Below are 21,220 nucleotides of genomic sequence, written 5' to 3'. Positions count from 1 at the left end.
TTTTTAAGACTGATCCCAGCGTTGCGCAAATCTGCTCTCTTCGACAATTTCCACATAAACCATCGGTATAAACGAAACCATAAAAATGAAATGCTGTTTTCATAAAAAATAAAATTTAAGTTTCATTTTATAAACCAGACATAACGTTCTACGCTTCTGTGCGTTTTTAATTTATGCTTTCATAGAATTATGTCTGCATCACGGGAAGAACAAAATGGATAATGCTGTTGATCGCCACGTTTTTTATATTTCTGATGGTACGGCAATAACTGCGGAGGTATTAGGACACGCAGTAATGTCACAATTTCCCGTCACTATCAGCAGCATTACGCTGCCGTTTGTCGAAAATGAGAGCCGTGCACGGGCAGTGAAGGATCAGATTGACGCAATTTATCACCAGACAGGTGTGCGCCCGCTGGTCTTCTACTCCATCGTGTTGCCGGAGATTCGCGCTATCATCTTGCAAAGTGAAGGCTTTTGCCAGGATATCGTTCAGGCGCTGGTTGCCCCACTACAACAAGAGATGAAACTGGATCCAACGCCGATTGCTCATCGTACCCATGGCCTTAACCCTAATAATCTCAATAAATATGATGCGCGCATTGCGGCGATTGATTACACCCTTGCCCACGATGACGGTATTTCGTTGCGCAATCTGGACCAGGCTCAGGTGATCCTGCTCGGTGTTTCTCGCTGTGGTAAAACCCCCACCAGTCTGTATCTGGCAATGCAATTTGGTATCCGCGCGGCAAACTACCCCTTTATTGCCGATGATATGGATAATCTGGTGCTACCCGCGTCGCTCAAACCACTTCAGCATAAATTGTTCGGCCTGACTATCGACCCGGAACGTCTGGCGGCGATTCGCGAGGAACGTCGGGAGAACAGTCGCTATGCCTCGCTTCGTCAGTGCAGGATGGAAGTCGCGGAAGTGGAAGCGTTGTACCGTAAAAATCAGATCCCGTGGATTAACAGTACCAATTATTCGGTAGAAGAGATTGCCACCAAGATCCTCGATATCATGGGCCTTAGCCGCCGAATGTACTAGAGAACTAGTGCATTAGCTTGTTTTTTTGTTATCATGCTAACCACCCGGCGAGGTGTGACACACCTCGCACTTGAAATCAGCTGCGATTGGTTTATCGTGATGCGCATCACTTCCCGGTAGTCCTGCCGTAGAAGCAACAAATTTCTGAGACTTGTAATGAACAGAACTGACGAACTCCGTACTGCGCGTATTGAGAGCCTGGTAACGCCCGCCGAACTCGCGCTACGGTATCCCGTAACGCCTGGCGTCGCCACCCATGTCACCGACTCCCGCCGTAGAATTGAAAAAATACTGAATGGTGAAGATAAGCGACTGTTGGTCATTATTGGCCCCTGCTCGATCCACGATCTCACCGCTGCGATGGAGTACGCCACCCGTCTGCAGTCGCTGCGCAACCAGTACCAGTCACGGCTGGAAATCGTAATGCGCACCTATTTTGAAAAACCACGAACGGTTGTCGGCTGGAAAGGACTCATCTCCGATCCAGATTTAAACGGTAGCTATCGGGTAAATCACGGTCTGGAGCTGGCGCGCAAATTACTTTTACAGGTAAATGAGCTGGGCGTCCCTACCGCGACTGAGTTCCTCGATATGGTGACCGGTCAGTTTATTGCTGATTTAATCAGTTGGGGCGCGATTGGCGCACGTACTACCGAAAGTCAGATCCACCGCGAAATGGCTTCGGCACTCTCCTGTCCGGTGGGTTTTAAAAATGGTACCGATGGCAACACGCGGATTGCCGTGGATGCTATCCGCGCAGCCCGCGCTAGCCATATGTTCCTCTCGCCAGACAAAAACGGTCAGATGACCATCTATCAGACCAGCGGCAACCCGTATGGCCACATTATTATGCGTGGCGGCAAAAAACCGAATTATCATGCCGATGATATCGCCGCAGCCTGCGATACGCTGCACGAATTTGATTTGCCTGAACATCTGGTGGTGGATTTCAGCCACGGTAACTGCCAGAAGCAGCACCGTCGCCAGTTAGAAGTTTGTGAGGATATTTGTCAGCAAATCCGCAATGGCTCTACGGCGATTGCCGGAATTATGGCGGAAAGTTTCCTGCGCGAAGGAACGCAAAAAATCGTCGGCGGTCAGCCGCTCACTTACGGTCAATCCATTACCGACCCGTGTCTGGGCTGGGAAGATACCGAACGCCTGGTCGAAAAACTCGCCTCTGCGGTAGATACCCGCTTCTGAATGCGTGCCCATTCCTGACAGGATGGGCATTTCTGCGCAACTTGTTGTCTTCTCAACAAATTACTGCTTGCTCTGGCCCTCCATAATATTGATAATAAGAATCATTGTTATATAAATTATTATTAATTTTTATGCGTTATACGGATAGCAGAAAACTCACGCCTGAAACGGATGCCAATCACAAGACCGCTTCCCCGCAGCCCATCCGGCGAATTACCAGCCAGACACTGTTAGGTCCGGATGGCAAACTGATTATCGATCATGACGGACAAGAATATCTGCTCCGTAAAACTCAGGCTGGCAAGCTGCTGTTGACCAAGTAGCCTTTAACTCGAGCAGCTGACTTCCAGCCGTTTACCCCAGTCAGGTGGACGACTGACATAGTCATCATCTCTGTCGCTGAAAGGATTTCGCAACGCCTCATGCAGGCGGTGCAATTCCGTCATATCACCCTTTTCTGCCGCTTCAATCGCCCGTTGCGCCAACCAGTTGCGCAACACCAGAGCCGGGTTAACGCTTTGCATCAGTTGCTGACGCTCATTATCGGTAATCTCGTCTTGTTGCAAACGCCCCCGATAACGGGCAAACCAGTCATCAAATGCTGCACGATCAATAAACTCATCACGTAGCGGTGACGCCGCGCTGTGCTGCTCGGTCAGACTCAGCATGCGGAATGTGCGGGTATAATCGCTGCGCTCTCGCGCCATCAGACTGAATAATTCATTCAGTAGCGCGTTATCCTCTTTTAGCTCCGTCATGAAGCCCAGTTTCTGCCGCATCCGTTGTCCATAATGCGTCAACAAAACCTGCTGATAGCTGTCCAGGGCCTCATTCAGGCCATCTACGGCAACAAATGGTGACAATGTCTGCGCCAGACGCTGTAAATTCCACAACGCGACGGCAGGTTGATTATCAAAGCTGTAACGCCCTTGATGATCCGAGTGATTACAAATAAAACCGGGTTCGTAATCATCAAGAAAACCAAACGGCCCGTAATCAAGCGTCAGCCCCAGCAGCGACATGTTGTCGGTATTCATCACCCCATGAGCAAAGCCGACAGTCTGCCATTGGGCAATTAACGAGGCGGTACGTGCGACAACATCGGTAAACCAGAGACGGTATTTGTCCTCATCATCTGCAAGATGTGGCCAGTAATGACGAATGGCAAAGTCAGCTAACTGACGAACCTTTTCCGGCTCGCGGCGATAGTAAAAATGTTCGAAATGACCAAAGCGCAGATGACTTGGTGCCACACGCATCAGCATCGCGCCTGGCTCCACCGTTTCCCGATACACTGGCGAATCGCTGGTGACGATACTTAAAGCGCGGGTCGTCGGAATGCCCAGATAATGCATCGCCTCACTGGCGAGACTTTCTCGTATCGTCGAACGTAAAACCGCCCGTCCATCACCCATTCGCGAATAAGGCGTCAGGCCAGCACCTTTCAGATGCCAGTCCATTGTAGTGCCATCAGCAAGCAGTTGTTCGCCGAGTAAAATGCCGCGCCCATCACCCAGTTGGCCCGCCCAGACGCCAAACTGATGACCACTGTAAACCTGCGCCAGTGGTGACATACCAGGCAGTAGGTTTTCGCCGCCCCAGACACCTGCGCCATTTTTAAACAGCGACGATGGAATACTCAGCGTGTTAGCCAGTTCGGTATTATGCCAAATCAGCCGGGCATTATTTAAAGGCGTAGGGGAAAGTGCTGTATAGGTTTCTGGCAATTCATCGCGCCAGCGGGTAATAAAAGACAGGGTCATAGATCCTCCTGTTTGATAGTGTAGACGGTTACTCTCGTCCTAAACACCAGCAAACAGGAGGGTTATCGCTGAACCAACGTCGTTATCTGATTTATAGGAACCGCAGGCCACAGGCATCCCTGGAGAGCATGGAAATCAAAGGGTATAATCTGTGCCAATATTTCTGGCGTATCAATGCCCCCCGCGATGATGCAATTGCAACAAGGGGAAATTTGCGCCTGGATCGCACGAATAAACGGTTCGAAGGAGCGATGCGTGATTTGTTGCTGAATAAAACTTTTATCCAGCATGACGCGGGTGAAAAGACCATCAAACACCGCTTTCATTGTGCTATTACCTGCTCCCAAATTACCTAACACAAGGGGATACATTTGCGATAAGGATAAAAGATCGCGATTATCTTTTCCTTCATTGAAATGCGGGTAATTCTCATTAATCAACAGTTCAATAAACGGATATTTTAATAGTTCGCCTGCGAAATTATCCCTGTCTAATAATAATGTAGCCACTTGTGGCGTTAAATTAAGCCAGGCAAAGAGTTTATGTTGAATAAAAAAGTGTTGGCATGATTTTAGTAATTCCAACTGTTCAGAAAATAATTGCCAATGTTGCTCCTCGGTAAGTTGCGCTATAACCCGACTCGTCGGGATACGAACCGTACCATCTTCACTGGAGAAATGGGTAATTAACTCAACGCCGACAAGGTCTTGCTGGTTATCTCTTATCGGCAGGAAATAGCAATCAGAATGATAAAGATTCTCCAAAAAAATCTTCATGGTAACCGTCCCTCTCGAAGGATGTTTTTCAGTATCCGGCTAAAAGGGATGAGGCCATAAGACATAACAATTACAGAAGGAGTAACTTTCATTTGTTCCATGTTAACCACTTTTTCAGGGGTCCTTTTTTTTAGATTATCCTGATTATAAACGAATAATCCATTTACGGAATTTCTGTCTGCAAAATACTACTGTATTCAGGAGTAAATGGACGGCGATGTATCATCGCCGTCCATTTTTCGACATACTAGATTCGTCTCGCCTGCCAGAAATTTTTCTGCCAATAGACATTATCAAGTGAGGAACGCATCACTCCCTTGCTGGTAGAGGCGTGGATAAATTGGTTGTTGGTATCGTAAATACCTACATGCAAACCATTTTGTCCGGAACCCGTTTTGAAAAAGACCAGGTCACCTGGCAGCAACTCGTCTTTATCAATTTGCGTGCCAATAGAGGCTTGTTGTTTGGTTTCACGGGGCAGCTGCAAATCGAAACGATCGCGCATCGTCACAACCACAAATCCCGAACAGTCCACACCGCGCCGCGTCATGCCACCATAACGATACGGCGTGCCATGCCAGCTTTGTAGCTGGTCGTTCAAACCGGCAATAACGGTGATCGAATCAGAAAGCCTGGCATTTGGCGGCGGTGCTTTATGGTGGCTACACCCGGCCAGAAACAGTGCTGTGATCAAAATAAGGCAGAAACGCATTCCGTACGGTTCCTCTGTTTTTTATTCTTGCATTAATTTAGCGTCGTAATTACCCGATTTTCAAGATACTAATGAAATCAGATGGTCGAAATCAGCATTCTGTGACCTTCGATATCCAGACGGCGAAAATTCATCCCATAGGCCTGTGCCAGATTTGCCGGCGTGAGCACCTCTTCTCTGCGTCCACTGGCCAGCATTTTTCCACCTTTTAGCAACCACGCCCGATGCGCATGACGCAATGTGTGGTTGAGATCGTGACTGCTCATCACAATCGCCAGTCCTTGCTGACACAGCGCGCTCAGAATTTTGTCTAACGCATTTTGTTGCGCAACATCAAGACTGTTCATCGGCTCATCAAGAAGCAGCAATTGGCCTGCGGGATTAGCTTGTGGTGTGATTTGAAGCACCACCGCAGCAAGACGTACGCGTTGCCATTCACCGCCGGAAAGTTGATTGGTGCTACGTCCGAGTTTGTCATCAAGAGCCAGCGCCCCTGCGACATCATTCAGTAGTTCGGTACGCGTTTTATCGTGCTGATGCAGTGTCAGGTAGTGCCAGACCGGCATTGCAAACGGCGGCGTCTGCTGTTGTGAAAGATAGGCGCGATGCAGCGCGAGTTTTGTTGCAGACCATGCTTCCAGTGGTTGCCCCGCGAACTGAATGCTTCCCTTACCGCTGGTCATTCCGGCCATTCGTGCAAGCAAGGTACTCTTACCCGCGCCGTTCGGCCCCACCAGGTGCAGGATCTCCCCAGCCCGAACCTCGCCAGAAAGCGGCCCCAGGCGGGTAGATTCCGCAACATCCTGTAACTGCATCACAATAGACATTATTTTGCCAACGCCAGTTTAATGCTTTCCATCACAATGGGATCTTCCGGCGTCATATCCGGGGAAAAACGCTGGATGACCAATCCGTCCCTGCCAACTAAAAATTTCTCAAAATTCCATAAAATATCATCAGGGTACAGCGGTGCACGACCTTTGCTGACCATACGGGCATAGAATCCGCTCTCTTCCGGCGCGACTGCGGTCGGCGCTGCGGCAATCAATTTTTGATACAGCGGATGGCGTCCTTCGCCATTAACTTCAATCTTACTGAACATCGGGAACGTCACCCCCCATGTGGTGGTACAGTAAGTTTTAATCTCTTCATCGCTGCCCGGTTCTTGTTCCAGAAACTGGTTGCACGGGAATCCCAGCACCACAAAACCACGATCGGCCCAGGCTTTCTGAATATTCTCCAACTGCTCATATTGCGGCGTTAAGCCACACTTTGAGGCGACATTGACAATCAACAGCACATTACCGGCGTACTTCTCCAGCGTGGTCACTTCACCGTCGATATCTTTCACTACGGTCGTCAGAATGGAATCTTGCATCGTTTCTCCTGGGTGTGGTCAGTAAAAATCTTAGCTTTTAATCATAGACCGTCTTTTTGCGGCTAACGTCCTGCTTTTAACAATAACCAGATAAACACCGGCGCACCCAACGTTGCGGTGACCACGCCAATAGGCAGCTCTGCGGCAGCTAATGCCAGGCGCGCTACAATATCGGCCAGCAGCAATGCGCTCGCCCCTGCCAGCGCGCAGCCGGGAAGTAATACGCGATGATCGGTTAAACCACACAGCCGGAGAATATGTGGGATCACCAGACCAATAAAGCCGATAGCACCCGCCAGCGCCACACTGACGCCAACCATCCAGCCGGTCGCTGCGACCAACACATTGCGCCAGAACCACAGGGGTAAACCCAGTTGCCGCGCCGAGATCTCGCCAAGTGCTAACATATTCACCGGCCTGGACTGACAACAGATCCACAACAACACGGGGATCAATGCCAGCATCAGCCAGCTTTGCCGCCAGTCTACGCCGCCAAAACCGCCCATCATCCAGTACATCAGCTGACGTAAATCAACAGAGGTGGAAAAGTAGATAGCCCACGTCATTAGTGCACTACAGATAATCCCTAATGCAACGCCAGCCAGCAATAACCGACTGGTCGAAAGATGACGACGGGCGAAACGTAAGAGTATTAAAGTGATGATAAGCGCGCCAGCAATCGCACACAGCCCCAGCGCCCAGTTGGGGAGTTGCCCTTGCCCAAGCAATACCGCGGCGATAAGCCCCACGCCTGCGCCGTTAGAGACGCCAAGTAGTCCAGGTTCTGCCAGAGGATTTTCAAACAACGCCTGCATTACAGCGCCGGATATAGCCAACGCAGCACCAACCAGCAATACAGCCAGCGTACGTGGCAGGCGAATTTGCCAGACGAACAGTTCGCCACGAGGAGTAAACCAGTCACCTGGCGAGATCCATTGTTCACCGGCGCAAAGGCTTAAGAGAAGCGCCAGCAGCATCAAAACTGACAGGCATAATAACCAGCGAATATTTTGTCGCTGTTGTTGGCGGGCAAGTGTCAGCATGGTATCCGTTCTGCTGAAGTGTCATGGCGTTGATTTTACGGTGACTCTTCGACAGTGAAAAGAAAAAAGGCCGCAGAGCGGCCTTTTTAGTTAGATCAGATTACTCGTCTTTGGGCGAAGCGTTTTCGACCCGGCTTTTTAACTTCTGCCCGGGTCTGAAGGTCACCACGCGCCGTGCTGTAATGGGAATATCCTCGCCCGTTTTCGGGTTACGTCCCGGGCGTTGATTCTTATCACGCAGATCGAAGTTACCAAAACCAGAGAGTTTCACCTGTTCGCCGTTTTCCAGAGCGCGACGGATCTCTTCGAAAAACAGTTCAACCAGTTCTTTGGCATCCCGCTTGCTAAGCCCAAGCTTATCAAACAGATATTCTGACATTTCAGCTTTTGTAAGCGCCATAGGTTCAATCCCTCAATGATGCCTGGAATCGCTCTTTTAATGCCTCTACACATTTGGCGACGGTAGCGGCAATCTCCTCTTCTTCGAGTGTACGGCTGGTATCTTGCAGGATCAGGCTTATGGCGAGGCTCTTATACCCCTCCGCAACACCCTTACCGCGGTACACGTCAAATAAGTTTACGCCAACTACCTGATTTACGCCAACTTTCTTACATTCGGATAAAATATCCGCTGCGGGAACGTTTTCTGCGACCACCACCGCGATGTCACGACGGTTCGCCGGGAAGCGAGAAATCTCGCGCGCCTGAGGCACCACGCGGTCTGCGAGCTTGTTCCACTCCAGTTCGAACACCAGAGTGCGACCGTTAAGATCCAGTTTACGTTCCAGTTCAGGATGAACAACCCCAACAAAACCAATACGTTCACCTTTCAGATAAATCGCTGCGGATTGCCCCGGATGCAGTGCCGGATTCGCTTCTGCACGGAACTCAACCTCATTCAGTTTACCGGTCAGGTCGAGAACGGATTCAAGATCGCCTTTCAAATCATAGAAATCAACGGTCTCTTTTGCCAGGTTCCAGTGCTCTTCGTAACGGTTACCGCAAATCACACCGGCTAACATCAGATCCTGACGAATACCCAACGGTGCCTGAGTATCTGGCACGAAACGCAGACCGCTTTCGAAAATGCGTACACGATTCTGCTGACGGTTCTGGTTGTACACCACGGTTGCCAGCAGGCCGGTCCACAGAGAAAGACGCATTGCTGACATTTCAACAGAGATCGGGCTTGGCAGCAGTAAGGCTTCAACGCCTGGATGGATCATCTGCTGCACTTTCGGATCAACGAAGCTGTAGGTGATCACTTCCTGATAGCCTTTGTCGTTGAGCAGCGTTTTTACGCGCTTGAGCGACAGGTCAGCTTCACGGTGAATCCCCATAATCAGGCTTGCCTGTACCGGCTCATCCGGGATGTTGTTGTAGCCGTAAACACGCGCGACTTCTTCGACCAGATCTTCTTCAATCTCCATGTCGAAACGCCAGCTCGGCGCAACTGCCTGCCACTCGTCTTTGCCTTCGGTCACTTCGCAGCCGAGACGACGCAGAATGTCTGTTACCTGCTCATCAGCAATATGATGGCCGATCAGGCGATCCAGTTTGCTACGACGTAAAGTGATGGTTGCACGCTTCGGCAGCGTTGCTTCGTTAGTGATATCAATTACCGGACCCGCTTCACCACCGCAGATGTCGATCAGCAGACGGGTCGCACGTTCCATCGCTTTGTGCTGCAGTGCCGGATCAACGCCACGCTCATAACGGTGAGACGCATCAGTATGCAGGCCATGACGACGAGCACGACCGGTGATAGACAGCGGGCTGAAGAAAGCGCATTCCAGCAGAACGTTTTGCGTTTCGTCATTCACGCCAGAGTGTTCGCCACCAAATATGCCGCCCATCGCCAGCGCCTTGTTGTGGTCGGCGATGACCAGGGTGTCAGCATTCAGCTTCGCTTCAGTACCGTCGAGCAATACCAGCGTTTCACCCTCTTTTGCCATCCGCACCACAATGCCGCCTTCAATGCGATCTTTATCGAAAGCGTGCATCGGCTGGCCCAGTTCGAGCAGCACATAGTTGGTGACGTCAACAACTGCATCGATAGAACGGATCCCGCAACGACGCAGTTTTTCTTTCATCCACAGCGGAGTTGGCGCTTTAACGTTAATGCCTTTTACAACACGGCCAAGATAGCGCGGGCAGGCATCCGGCGCTTCTACTGCAATCGGCAGCGTGTCGTCGATGGTCGCACCAACCGGAACGATTTCCGGTTCAACCAGCGGCAGCTGGTTCAACACGGCAACGTCGCGCGCAACACCAATGATACCTAAGCAGTCGGCACGGTTTGGTGTCACGCTGATTTCGATGGTGTTGTCATCGAGTTTCAGGTATTCGCGGATGTCGGTGCCAATCGGCGCATCCGCAGGCAGCTCGATAATGCCGTTATGATCGTCAGAAATTCCCAGCTCAGAGAAGGAGCACAGCATCCCTTCAGACGGTTCGCCACGCAGTTTCGCGGCTTTAATTTTGAAATCACCCGGCAGAACAGCACCAATGGTCGCTACCGCCACACGCAGGCCCTGACGGCAGTTTGGCGCACCGCAGACGATGTCCAGCAGGCGATCGCCGCCGACATTCACTTTTGTCACACGCAGTTTGTCAGCGTTCGGATGCTGCGCACACTCAACCACTTCACCCACAACCACGCCGTGGAAGCTACCGGCAACCGGTTCTACACCATCAACTTCCAGGCCCGCCATCGTGATTTGATTTGCCAGCGCGTCGCTATCAATCGCCGGGTTCACCCATTCGCGTAACCACAGTTCACTGAATTTCATAATCTATTCCTGCCTTATTTAAACTGTTTGAGGAAACGCAGATCGTTTTCAAAGAATGAACGCAGGTCGGTGACGCCGTAGCGCAACATAGTCAGACGCTCCATCCCCATCCCGAAGGCGAAACCAGAGTAAACTTCCGGGTCGATGCCAACGTTACGCAGCACGTTCGGATGCACCATCCCGCAGCCCAGTACTTCCAGCCATTTTCCGTTTTTACCCATGACGTCCACTTCTGCAGAAGGTTCGGTAAACGGGAAGTAGGAAGGACGGAAGCGGATCTGCAAATCTTCCTCAAAGAAGTTACGCAGGAAGTCGTGCAGCGTGCCTTTCAGGTTAGTAAAGCTGATGTTGGTATCAACAATCAGACCTTCCATCTGATGGAACATCGGCGTGTGAGTCTGGTCGTAGTCGTTACGATAAACGCGGCCAGGCGCGATGATACGAATCGGTGGCTGCTGGGCTTTCATGGTGCGGATCTGTACGCCAGAGGTCTGGGTACGCAGCAGGCGGGTAGCGTCAAACCAGAAAGTGTCGTGGTCAGCGCGCGCAGGGTGGTGACCAGGAATGTTCAGAGCATCGAAGTTATGATAATCGTCTTCGATTTCCGGCCCGGTTGCCACGGTAAAGCCAAGCTCACCGAAGAAACTTTCGATACGGTCGATGGTACGGGTAACCGGATGCAGCCCGCCGTTTTCAATGCGACGACCAGGCAGGGAGACATCAATCGTTTCCGCCGCCAGACGCGCATTCAGTGCTGCGCTTTCCAGTTCCGCTTTACGCGCATTCAGCGCCTGCTGAACCTGCTCTTTCGCTTCATTGATAACCGCACCAGCTGCCGGACGCTCTTCTGGCGGCAGCTCACGCAGGGTCGTCATCTGAAGGGTTAAGTGCCCTTTTTTACCCAAATATTCGACGCGCACATTATCTAACGCGGCAACATCTGACGCCTGGCTAATGGCCGCCTTCGCACTGGCAACCAGTTCTGCGAGATGTGACATGTTTTTCCTCATTGTGTCAGTGGTGACACTGGTTCGTTGGACTTAGAGCCCATCCCATCAGGCTATTTTACTTGCCATTTTGGTCCCGGGCAGTGCTCGAAATCCTCACGTACTTAAGTACGGTCCGGTTTCTCCGCGCTGGCCGTGTCCAGACTGGCTGCGACAATTACGCCTGATGAGACAGGCTTTTTATTTTTCAAAACGCGCATACAAAAAAAGCCTCCACTGGGAGGCTTTCAGGCGCTGTTTTCCGTTTCTCTTCTCACGCGCTAGCCTCCTGGAGTCAGGTGCTAAAGTAAAAAAAGAAGCGGAAAATAGCAGCATTCATTGCTTGCGTTACCTTTTGGTACTCTTCAAAAGACCTTTATTGAAAAGGCTACGGCGATAAAAGTCAATGTTTTGATGGCGTTGAAACGAAAAGAGGGAGACTAGCTCCCTCTTTCAACTGGCTTATGCCAGAGCTGCTTTCGCTTTTTCAACCAGAGCGGTGAACGCTACTTTGTCGAATACTGCGATATCAGCCAGGATCTTACGGTCGATTTCAACAGAGGCTTTTTTCAGGCCATTGATGAATTTGCTGTAAGAAATACCATTCTGACGTGCTGCTGCGTTGATACGCGCAATCCACAGTTGACGGAACTGACGCTTACGTTGACGACGGTCGCGGTAAGCATACTGACCAGCTTTGATAACAGCCTGGAAGGCAACGCGGTATACGCGAGAACGCGCACCGTAGTAGCCTTTAGCTTGTTTCAAAATTTTCTTGTGACGTGCGCGTGCAATAACACCACGTTTTACGCGAGCCATATGTGCTCTCCTGTATCTATATTCTAATTAAAAAGTTAAAAACGTTAACGGCTTATGCGTACGGCAGGCACGCGATTACCAGGCCCAGATCGCCTTTGGAAACCATGGCTTTCGGACGCAGGTGACGTTTACGTTTGGTCGCTTTTTTGGTCAGAATGTGACGCAGGTTAGCGTGCTTGTGCTTAAAACCACCTTTACCGGTTTTTTTGAAGCGCTTAGCAGCACCGCGTACGGTCTTAATTTTTGGCATTTTAATAACTTCCACTTCGCATTGTTAATAAACGAAACAAAGGCGAACAATGCCTGTGAAGCCCAAAGGCTCCACAGACAGTGCTACTTGAAGGCCTTACTGTTTCTTCTTAGGAGCGAGCACCATGATCATCTGGCGGCCTTCGATCTTCGTTGGGAAGGATTCGACCACTGCCAGTTCTTGCAAATCGTCTTTCACGCGATTAAGCACTTCCATACCGATTTGCTGGTGCGCCATCTCACGACCGCGGAAACGCAGCGTGATTTTGGCTTTATCACCCTCTTCGAGAAAGCGAATCAGGCTGCGGAGTTTTACCTGATAGTCGCCTTCATCTGTACCAGGACGGAATTTAATTTCCTTAACCTGGATAACTTTTTGCTTTTTCTTCTGTTCCTTAGAAGACTTACTCTTTTCATAGAGGAATTTGCCGTAATCCATTATACGACAAACCGGCGGCTCGGCGTTAGGGCTGATCTCGACTAAGTCTACTCCGGCTTCTTCTGCTTTCTCCAGAGCTTCTCTCAGACTCACAATACCAAGCTGCTCGCCTTCCAGACCTGTTAAGCGAACTTCCTGGGCGCGAATTTCGCCATTGATACGGTTAGGGCGCGCCGTTTGAACTCGTTTTCCGCCTTTAATACCTTATTCCTCCAATTGTTTAAGACTGCGGCTGCGAATCTCTTGTTGCAGCTTCTCGATCACTTCATTTACGTCCATGCTTCCCAGGTCTTTACCACGGCGGGTGCGAACGGCAACTTTGCCTGATTCCACCTCTTTATCACCACAGACCAGCATATATGGGACGCGACGCAAAGTGTGCTCGCGGATTTTAAAGCCAATCTTCTCATTTCTCAAGTCTGCTTTAACACGAATGCCCGCATTTGATAGTTTTTGCGTCAATTCGTTAACGTAATCAGACTGTGAATCGGTAATATTCATGATAACAACCTGAACCGGCGCAAGCCAGGTCGGGAAGAAACCAGCGAATTCTTCGGTCAGGATACCGATGAAACGTTCCATCGACCCCAGAATTGCGCGGTGAATCATTACCGGAACCTTACGCTCGTTGTCTTCGCCCACATAGGAGGCGCTCAGACGAGACGGCAAGGAGAAGTCCAGCTGTACTGTACCGCACTGCCATGCACGATCGAGGCAGTCATACAGGGTAAATTCAATTTTCGGACCGTAGAAAGCGCCTTCACCCAGTTGATATTCAAACGGGATGTTGTTTTCTTCCAGCGCAACCGCCAGGTCCGCCTCAGCACGATCCCACATTTCGTCGCTGCCAATACGTTTTTCAGGACGAGTGGAGAGTTTGACGACGATCTTCTCGAAGCCAAAAGTGCTGTACATATCATAGACTAAACGGATACATCCGTTAACTTCATCGCGAATTTGTTCTTCAGTACAGAAGATATGCGCGTCATCCTGGGTAAAACCACGCACGCGCATCAGGCCATGCAGCGAACCTGACGGCTCGTTACGGTGGCAGCTACCAAACTCGGCCATACGCAGCGGCAGATCGCGATAAGACTTCAGCCCCTGGTTGAAAATTTGTACGTGCCCCGGGCAGTTCATCGGCTTAATGCAGTATTCACGGTTCTCAGAAGACGTGGTGAACATTGCATCTTTGTAGTTGTCCCAGTGACCGGTTTTTTCCCACAGGACACGGTCCATCATGAACGGACCTTTAACTTCCTGATACTGGTACTCTTTCAGTTTAGAACGAACAAACACTTCCAGTTCACGGAAGATGGTCCAGCCGTCGTTGTGCCAGAATACCATACCCGGCGCTTCTTCCTGCATATGGTACAGGTCGAGCTGTTTACCGATTTTACGGTGGTCGCGTTTCGCGGCTTCTTCCAGGCGTTGCAGGTAAGCGTTAAGCGCTTTTTTGTCTGCCCACGCCGTACCGTAAATACGTTGCAACATTTTGTTGTTGCTGTCGCCACGCCAGTAAGCCCCTGCCGTTTTCATTAGTTTGAAATGATGGCAGAAACGCATGTTCGGTACGTGCGGACCGCGGCACATATCGACATATTCTTCATGGAAGTACAGACCTGGCTTGTCATCATGGGCGATGTTTTCGTCAAGAATGGAGACTTTGTAGCTCTCCCCACGGTTGGCGAAAGTTTCACGCGCTTCATGCCAGCTGACTTTCTTCTTAATGACGTCGTAGTTTTTCTCAGCAAGCTCATGCATCCGCTTCTCGAGTGCTTCGACATCTTCCTGGGTTAACGTGCGGTCAAGATCAACGTCGTAATAAAAACCGTTGTCAATAACCGGGCCGATTGCCATTTTGGTATGCGGCCAAAGTTGTTTAATCGCGTGCCCTAACAGGTGCGCACAGGAGTGACGAATGATCTCCAGACCTTCTTCGTCTTTGGCGGTAATGATCGACAGTTGTGCGTCGTTTTCAATCAGATCGCAAGCATCAACCAGTTCGCCATTAACGCGCCCTGCGATACAGGCTTTCGCCAGACCTGGACCAATGTCCAGCGCAACATCCATGGGGCTTACAGCGTGGTCGTAATGGCGTTGGCTGCCATCAGGAAGAGTTATAACAGGCATTATATATCCTTATTTGCAGTGGTGACCCACACGAAAGATCACATACAAAGAAAAATTTGTTTATTAACAGTTCATTGCGAAACCATCTAGCCAACAAATGCTAAATTGGTTCGCAATCAGGTACACAAATGAAAGACATTAACCTCTCACCTTCCACCCGGTTGAACGATGTTAACACTAAAAAAAGGGAGATTGTACCTTTCCGTTTCACATTGATTCGATTCGCAATTCGTTTGTAGTGAGTACACCAGCAAAACGCTTAAAGAACCACTGATATCATCACAGAGTGTCTGAAAGGTTTACTACGAGCGGATTTACAGCAGCATAAACTGAATCCAGCAAAGTTCGTTGCGTTATTTGGCGGTGGTATTTAAACGATCATGAGATTCAGTGACGAAGTGGTCATATCGCAATGATAAAAGTGACACAATTCTTATAGCAATTTTTCGTGCGCATTTCGTTCTGGCGATAATAATTAATCATCATCCTCAAAATCTCCAGACATATATAAGGCGAATAGATTATGAGTGAAAACGATATCATTATCAGAACTCATTATGAGTCTCCTCTTAGAATGCACATCGATAGCGACATACTAACGCCTTCATCAGAGCCTATTAGTCAATTTGCGCGCCAGCTCATCACCCTACTTGATACCTCTGATTTAAGTTCGATGCTGTCATACTGTGTTACTCAGGAATTTACCGTAAGCTGTCGAAAAATATCACACAATTGTTATTCCACTGCCCTTTTTATCATTAACTTTGCCACTTCACCCATCCATGCAGAAAATACACTCATTACACTATAAAAAATAAATCATTTCCTTATTTCTGGAAACCACGCCTATTAAAGCTAACCATTTGCGAAGCATACTGGATTATATTGAACGGGAACAGTTAACTGCCGAAAAACGTAACCATTGCATGAAACTGTCCAAAAAAATTCATAGAGAAAAAACCATACAGCCAACAGTAAATCTCAATGATAGTGTATTTTTTCGCAATCTCCTTCTGACACTATTTTTTGTCGCCATCCGTCATTACAATACGCCCTTGATTCATTGAGAAATGGAAAAGGCAAAGTCAACCTGATTAAACATTACTCCTCCATTGAATCCATACAGCAGCATGTTCCCTTAGTCCGGGACGCGGAATTCAGAGCATTACTTCGCCATCCTCTTGCAAGGAGTCGCGTTATCGCGAGTCAGGATTTTGGCTTTGCTTTAGATATTTTCTTCTGTCGAATGATGGCAAACAATGTCAGTCATATGTCCGCGATTTTATATATAGACAATCATACTTTGTCAGTAAGTAAAGATGTCGTGTTATCTTATATATCAACGTTGGGTACTTTTGAAAAAAATATTCTTTTAGCCAACGTCAGTTATTTACACTGTTGGCCGCTAAAAATCATGACAACATGTCAGCTGTTCATATAGCCATTCATCATAATCATCATAAAACTGTAGAAACATATTATGCTGCTATAAATGTAATCAGCCAAAGCCTGAGTTTTAGTGCTGATGAACTAAAGACGTATTTATAACCCGCTATTTATGATATTTGTATATCGATACATAATTTTTTTCATAAAATGCAGAAACAGTGACCAGGTGTACAACGCCACCCGACGACTGTAATAACAAAAAATCCCTTGATGCCTGTCCCTTTTGTTACACTCCGTTATCACGCACAAGAGATATGCAGGACACTGGTATGCCGACTAAACGCTTTGATAAAAAACACTGGAAGATGGTGGTGGTGCTACTGGCAATCTGTGGCGCTATGTTGTTGCTACGTTGGGCAGCAATGATTTGGGGCTGAGCAGTGACAAACGAAAACAGCCAGACCGCATAACACGGTCCGGCAGATAATTTTACATGCTGTAACCCAACGATAAGGTTGTCCGACGATCGGTATGTTCCGGTGCAGACTCTGGAGGTTCAGAGTTCCATGTAACGTTGTAAGCCACCTTCAGTCCAAAATGTTCATTAATAGCAACATTTAATGCGCTTTCGGAGTTCAGCGTTGTGTCTTCCGCGCCAAAGACCGAAACACCCTGCGTAAATTTAGCGTTGTCAGTCAACTGCCATGCATAAGCCCCGGAGGCATAGCCCAGCGGCTGGGTTTCACTGGCATTGTCGGTATATTTGTCGTAACGCACACCAGGGCCGAATTCAAAGCGGAAACTGTGTACCGGGCCATTCAAAAACTGGCGACCATAACCCGCGGTCAACACATCGCGCTCTCGATAGCCGTTATAACGGTCTGTCAGCCAGCTTGCCTGACCAAATAAATAGTCATAATCAGTTAAATTAAAACGGCTACGCCCGCCCGCCGCATATTTTTCTGAAGAACGCTCATCATTAGAAGAAGTATTACTGGCGTTCCCCCACAGCGACCAGGCAGTGGTTTGTCCATACCAGGTCATAGTGGTGTCAGCCGTAAGTGAGGAGCTTTTCGTATTGCCTGATTGTGCAAGATATCCTGCGTTCAGATTACCTTCGAAAGGTTTTTTAGCGCTGGCAGGATCGTCCATGACAGTAAAAACGGAATCATCGGCAGCTGCATTCAGTGACGCAAACATGCCCCCCGCCAACATAACGATGGCAGGAACTGTCTTCAAAAGCTTCATTTATCAAGAGTCCGTACAACAAAAAAAGAGACCATCGCGGTCCCGGAAACTTTCTTAAGGATAAAGATTAGCGTCCCTGGAAAGGTAACGAATTATAAAAAGGCGCGAATAACTTAGCAATGTATTCTTATTTCATTTTTTGAATAAGCATGTGGCGAAAACAGATTTTTATTTATATATATTTATCTGCAAATTTTTAAGTAAAGCTCCAATAAATCATATTGTTAATTTCTTCACTTTCCGCTGATTCGGTGCCAGACTGAAATCAGCCTATAGGAGGAAATGATGGTACGTATCTATACGTTGACACTTGCGCCCTCACTCGATAGCGCAACAATTACCCCGCAAATTTATCCCGAAGGAAAACTGCGCTGTACCGCACCGGTATTCGAACCCGGAGGCGGCGGCATCAACGTCGCCCGCGCCATTGCCCATCTGGGAGGCACTGCCACAGCGATCTTCCCGGCGGGTGGCGCGACCGGCGAACATCTGGTTTCACTGTTGGCGGATGAAAATGTCCCCGTCGCTACTGTAGAAGCCAAAGACTGGACCCGGCAGAATTTACACGTACATGTGGAAGCAAGCGGTGAGCAGTATCGTTTTGTTATGCCAGGCGCGGCATTAAATGAAGATGAGTTTCGCCAGCTCGAAGAGCAAGTTCTGGAAATTGAATCCGGGGCCATCCTGGTCATAAGCGGAAGCCTGCCGCCAGGTGTGAAGCTGGAAAAATTAACCCAACTGATTTCCGCTGCGCAAAAACAAGGGATCCGCTGCATCGTCGACAGTTCTGGCGAAGCGTTAAGTGCAGCACTGGCGATTGGTAACATCGAGTTGGTTAAGCCTAACCACAAAGAACTCAGTGCGCTGGTAAATCGCGAACTCACCCAGCCAGACGATGTCCGCAAAGCCGCGCAGGAAATCGTTAATAGCGGCAAGGCCAAACGGGTTGTCGTTTCCCTGGGTCCACAAGGGGCGCTGGGCGTTGATAGTGAAAACTGCATTCAGGTGGTGCCACCACCGGTGAAAAGCCAGAGTACCGTTGGCGCTGGTGACAGCATGGTCGGCGCGATGACACTTAAACTGGCAGAAAATGCTTCTCTTGAAGAGATGGTCCGTTTTGGCGTAGCTGCGGGGAGTGCAGCCACACTCAACCAGGGAACACGCCTGTGCTCCCATGACGATACGCAAAAAATTTACGCTTACCTTTCCCGCTAACAAAAACATTCCCCCAGCATTGGGGGAATCACCACCAACCTGTCGGCAACGCGTTTCTCCGACTATGCTCAAAAGTCATGTGATAACAAAGGGGTGAACTATGGCCAGTGGCGATCTTGTCCGTTATGTAATAACCGTCATGTTGCATGAGGATACATTGACTGAAATTAACGAGTTGAATAATTACCTGACTCGCGACGGTTTTTTGCTCACCATGACAGATGATGATGGCAATATCCATGAGCTGGGGACTAACACTTTTGGACTTATCAGTACCCAAAGTGAAGAAGAAATTAGAGAACTGGTTTCGGGGCTTACCCACAGTGCAACCGGCAAAGATCCTGAAATCACCATCACGACCTGGGAGGAATGGAATAGCAACAGAAAATAAATGGTTTTTGGGCAATAATCAGTCTGTGGTGTGCGTTAGCTCGTGTTTTTACACCGCATTCTTGCGCTAACCTTATGATCTGGCAGACAACATGGGAGAGACATCATGTGGCAGGCAATCAGTCGTCTTTTGAGCGAGCAGTTAGGTGAAGGCGAAATAGAACTGCGTAATGAACTGCCTGGCGGAGAAGTCCATGCCGCATGGCATTTGCGCTATGCAGGACGTGACTTTTTCGTCAAATGTGATGAAAGGGAACTGCTTCCCGGTTTTACCGCCGAAGCCGACCAACTGGAGTTACTGTCGCGTAGTAAAACCGTCACCGTGCCTAAGGTTTGGGCAGTTGGCGCTGACCGTGACTACAGTTTTCTGGTGATGGATTATCTCCCACCTCGCCCGCTGGATGCGCATAGTGCATTTATTCTTGGTCAGCAAATTGCGCGTTTACATCAATGGAGCGACCAACCACAATTTGGCCTCGATTTCGATAACGCGCTCTCCACAACTCCACAGCCCAACACCTGGCAACGTCGCTGGTCAACTTTTTTTGCTGAACAACGGATTGGCTGGCAGCTGGAACTGGCGGCAGAAAAAGGGATCGCTTTCGGCAATATCGATGCCATCGTCGAGCATATTCAGCAGCGTCTTGCCTCGCATCAACCGCAGCCTTCTCTGTTGCACGGCGATTTATGGTCCGGCAACTGTGCGCTGGGTCCGGATGGCCCGTACATTTTCGACCCGGCCTGTTACTGGGGTGACCGAGAGTGCGACCTGGCGATGTTACCGCTGCATACTGAACAGCCGCCACAAATCTATGACGGCTATCAGTCAGTATCCCCGCTACCTGCCGATTTCCTTGAACGTCAACCGGTTTACCAACTCTACACGCTGTTAAATCGTGCAAGGTTATTTGGCGGTCAGCATTTGGTTATTGCTCAGCAGTCACTGGATAGATTATTAGCAGCATGATATGGGTTGAGGATAATGGCCGCTCCGTGCGGCCTTTTGATTAAATAAACCCAAGCAGAGAAAAGAACACATAACCTGCAGCAATACAAATAACCGGCAGGATATACAGCGAGAAAAACTGCAGGAAAATAGTATGGTGCGGAACAACAATACGTGACTCAATTTGTTCACGCGTTAGCCCCTCTTCCCCTTTGGCTTTTTCCAGAATGAGTTGATCTTCAACACCTTCCCGCAAGAAGCGCGCCTGGCGACTCATCCGGGCTCCGGAATCCTGCAACGCCAGTCCGACAAAAATCAGGATGAAAATCACCCAGAACATAACGTTCACGCCACCATTAAAATTGGGCGTCGGAGAGTTGTACCAGAACAGATTCAAAAAAGGCGTATTCGCCTGCATCATATCGATCATGACATGAGTAAAGTCGAGCATGACCGCATTAATGCCTTCCTGGTTTTCCTGCCGGGTATTCATAAATTTCAGCAAAGAAATCAATGTAGAGATCAATGCAGGTATAAAAATCACCCAACCCAAAATCCTTTTCAAAACAGCAATGCGTCCAGCTTGTTGATACGTCATGAGTTCTCCTTGATTAAGACGCGTCGTTTCACTTAGTTTACCTGTAGATATCTGTTTTCGCCCATTCTTTAAAGGCGATATGATAGGCGCTTA

The 21,220-nt window shown here is 49.1% G+C and carries 23 protein-coding genes, 1 pseudogene and 1 other annotated feature; of the genes and pseudogenes, 8 read left to right on the top strand and 16 right to left on the bottom strand.

The genetic code is table 11. The features are described from left to right. Nucleotides 1-214 precede the first annotated feature (214 nt). The 3 genes from ppsR (at nt 215) to hemP (ending at nt 2,574) form a co-directional block, all read left to right on the top strand. On the top strand, nt 215-1,048 hold the full coding sequence (ppsR, locus tag ACJHX4_RS15835) for a posphoenolpyruvate synthetase regulatory kinase/phosphorylase PpsR (RefSeq protein ID WP_000368046.1): 834 nt from the start codon (nt 215-217) through the stop codon (nt 1,046-1,048). Between the two features lie 156 nt (nt 1,049-1,204). Continuing rightward, entirely contained in the window at nt 1,205-2,251 is a 1,047-nt protein-coding gene (gene aroH / locus ACJHX4_RS15830) for a 3-deoxy-7-phosphoheptulonate synthase AroH (protein WP_001082226.1), read from the top strand. Between the two features lie 131 nt (nt 2,252-2,382). Further along, a complete protein-coding gene (gene hemP, locus ACJHX4_RS15825) occupies nt 2,383-2,574 on the top strand; it encodes a hemin uptake protein HemP (protein WP_001270810.1) in 192 nt (63 codons plus the stop codon). A 3-nt stretch (nt 2,575-2,577) separates the two neighbouring features. Here the strand turns inward: hemP and selO are convergent, their stop codons facing one another. The 14 genes from selO to thrS all read right to left on the bottom strand — a co-directional run bounded on the left by selO (nt 2,578) and on the right by thrS (nt 15,341). Continuing rightward, complete coding sequence (gene selO / locus ACJHX4_RS15820) at nt 2,578-4,014, bottom strand: protein adenylyltransferase SelO (protein ID WP_000175632.1); 1,437 nt, start codon at nt 4,012-4,014, stop codon at nt 2,578-2,580. A gap of 62 nt (nt 4,015-4,076) precedes the next feature. After that, complete coding sequence (gene ydiV / locus ACJHX4_RS15815) at nt 4,077-4,790, bottom strand: anti-FlhDC factor (RefSeq protein ID WP_001296111.1); 714 nt, start codon at nt 4,788-4,790, stop codon at nt 4,077-4,079. Nucleotides 4,791-5,037: 247 nt separating this feature from the next. After that, nucleotides 5,038-5,502, bottom strand: a complete 465-nt coding sequence (locus tag ACJHX4_RS15810) for a C40 family peptidase (RefSeq protein ID WP_001209785.1) — start codon at nt 5,500-5,502, stop codon at nt 5,038-5,040. Nucleotides 5,503-5,579: 77 nt separating this feature from the next. Continuing rightward, nucleotides 5,580-6,329 carry a vitamin B12 ABC transporter ATP-binding protein BtuD gene (gene btuD / locus ACJHX4_RS15805; protein WP_000029460.1) on the bottom strand — a complete coding sequence of 250 codons (750 nt, stop codon included), beginning with the start codon at nt 6,327-6,329 and terminating at the stop codon, nt 5,580-5,582. Then, nucleotides 6,329-6,880 carry a bifunctional thioredoxin/glutathione peroxidase gene (gene btuE, locus ACJHX4_RS15800; RefSeq protein WP_001154187.1) on the bottom strand — a complete coding sequence of 184 codons (552 nt, stop codon included), beginning with the start codon at nt 6,878-6,880 and terminating at the stop codon, nt 6,329-6,331. The genes btuD and btuE overlap by 1 nt, the downstream gene beginning before the upstream one ends. Before the next feature lie 62 nt (nt 6,881-6,942). Further along, complete coding sequence (btuC, locus tag ACJHX4_RS15795; protein ID WP_000956533.1) at nt 6,943-7,923, bottom strand: vitamin B12 ABC transporter permease BtuC; 981 nt, start codon at nt 7,921-7,923, stop codon at nt 6,943-6,945. 100 nt (nt 7,924-8,023) lie between these two features. Beyond that, a complete protein-coding gene (ihfA, locus tag ACJHX4_RS15790; RefSeq protein WP_001229265.1) occupies nt 8,024-8,323 on the bottom strand; it encodes an integration host factor subunit alpha in 300 nt (99 codons plus the stop codon). A 4-nt stretch (nt 8,324-8,327) separates the two neighbouring features. Further along, complete coding sequence (pheT, locus tag ACJHX4_RS15785) at nt 8,328-10,715, bottom strand: phenylalanine--tRNA ligase subunit beta (protein WP_000672320.1); 2,388 nt, start codon at nt 10,713-10,715, stop codon at nt 8,328-8,330. Between the two features lie 14 nt (nt 10,716-10,729). Then, a complete protein-coding gene (pheS, locus tag ACJHX4_RS15780) occupies nt 10,730-11,713 on the bottom strand; it encodes a phenylalanine--tRNA ligase subunit alpha (RefSeq protein WP_000018588.1) in 984 nt (327 codons plus the stop codon). A 209-nt stretch (nt 11,714-11,922) separates the two neighbouring features. Then, nucleotides 11,923-12,047, bottom strand: a sequence feature (Phe leader region). After that, nucleotides 11,997-12,041 carry a pheST operon leader peptide PheM gene (gene pheM / locus ACJHX4_RS15775; protein WP_001386830.1) on the bottom strand — a complete coding sequence of 15 codons (45 nt, stop codon included), beginning with the start codon at nt 12,039-12,041 and terminating at the stop codon, nt 11,997-11,999. It overlaps the preceding feature by 45 nt. Before the next feature lie 116 nt (nt 12,048-12,163). After that, nucleotides 12,164-12,520 carry a 50S ribosomal protein L20 gene (rplT, locus tag ACJHX4_RS15770; protein WP_000124850.1) on the bottom strand — a complete coding sequence of 119 codons (357 nt, stop codon included), beginning with the start codon at nt 12,518-12,520 and terminating at the stop codon, nt 12,164-12,166. Nucleotides 12,521-12,572: 52 nt separating this feature from the next. Next, nucleotides 12,573-12,770 carry a 50S ribosomal protein L35 gene (gene rpmI / locus ACJHX4_RS15765; protein WP_001124225.1) on the bottom strand — a complete coding sequence of 66 codons (198 nt, stop codon included), beginning with the start codon at nt 12,768-12,770 and terminating at the stop codon, nt 12,573-12,575. Nucleotides 12,771-12,866: 96 nt separating this feature from the next. Next, on the bottom strand, nt 12,867-13,409 hold the full coding sequence (gene infC / locus ACJHX4_RS15760) for a translation initiation factor IF-3 (RefSeq protein ID WP_001700733.1): 543 nt from the start codon (nt 13,407-13,409) through the stop codon (nt 12,867-12,869). A 3-nt stretch (nt 13,410-13,412) separates the two neighbouring features. After that, nucleotides 13,413-15,341, bottom strand: a complete 1,929-nt coding sequence (gene thrS / locus ACJHX4_RS15755) for a threonine--tRNA ligase (RefSeq protein ID WP_001144199.1) — start codon at nt 15,339-15,341, stop codon at nt 13,413-13,415. A gap of 523 nt (nt 15,342-15,864) precedes the next feature. Between thrS and ACJHX4_RS15750 the strand changes: the two are divergent. After that, nucleotides 15,865-16,889, top strand: a pseudogene (locus ACJHX4_RS15750) (ShET2/EspL2 family type III secretion system effector toxin). 170 nt (nt 16,890-17,059) lie between these two features. Next, nucleotides 17,060-17,167 (top strand): small membrane protein YniD, encoded by a 108-nt coding sequence (yniD, locus tag ACJHX4_RS15745; RefSeq protein ID WP_001142445.1) that lies wholly within the window; start codon nt 17,060-17,062, stop codon nt 17,165-17,167. 52 nt (nt 17,168-17,219) lie between these two features. On the opposite strand, the gene ACJHX4_RS15740 is transcribed toward yniD, so the two are convergent. After that, on the bottom strand, nt 17,220-17,978 hold the full coding sequence (locus ACJHX4_RS15740; RefSeq protein ID WP_000771396.1) for a YdiY family protein: 759 nt from the start codon (nt 17,976-17,978) through the stop codon (nt 17,220-17,222). A 285-nt stretch (nt 17,979-18,263) separates the two neighbouring features. Between ACJHX4_RS15740 and pfkB the strand changes: the two genes are divergently transcribed. The 3 genes from pfkB to ACJHX4_RS15725 all read left to right on the top strand — a co-directional run bounded on the left by pfkB (nt 18,264) and on the right by ACJHX4_RS15725 (nt 20,550). Further along, nucleotides 18,264-19,193, top strand: a complete 930-nt coding sequence (gene pfkB / locus ACJHX4_RS15735) for a 6-phosphofructokinase II (RefSeq protein WP_000251758.1) — start codon at nt 18,264-18,266, stop codon at nt 19,191-19,193. Between the two features lie 100 nt (nt 19,194-19,293). Beyond that, nucleotides 19,294-19,584 (top strand): type V toxin-antitoxin system endoribonuclease antitoxin GhoS, encoded by a 291-nt coding sequence (gene ghoS, locus ACJHX4_RS15730; RefSeq protein ID WP_000146146.1) that lies wholly within the window; start codon nt 19,294-19,296, stop codon nt 19,582-19,584. 105 nt (nt 19,585-19,689) lie between these two features. Next, complete coding sequence (locus ACJHX4_RS15725; RefSeq protein ID WP_000267670.1) at nt 19,690-20,550, top strand: fructosamine kinase family protein; 861 nt, start codon at nt 19,690-19,692, stop codon at nt 20,548-20,550. Nucleotides 20,551-20,590: 40 nt separating this feature from the next. Here ACJHX4_RS15725 and ACJHX4_RS15720 read toward each other — a convergent pair whose 3' ends face one another. Further along, a complete protein-coding gene (locus tag ACJHX4_RS15720; RefSeq protein ID WP_000222172.1) occupies nt 20,591-21,127 on the bottom strand; it encodes a YniB family protein in 537 nt (178 codons plus the stop codon). Nucleotides 21,128-21,220 lie beyond the last annotated feature (93 nt).

The organism is Escherichia sp. WS2035 (assembly GCF_046487065.1).
In the GTDB taxonomy this organism is placed as follows: domain Bacteria; phylum Pseudomonadota; class Gammaproteobacteria; order Enterobacterales; family Enterobacteriaceae; genus Escherichia; species Escherichia coli.
Note: the sequence above shows the minus strand (reverse complement) of the source record. Positions and strands in the feature narration are given on the sequence as shown.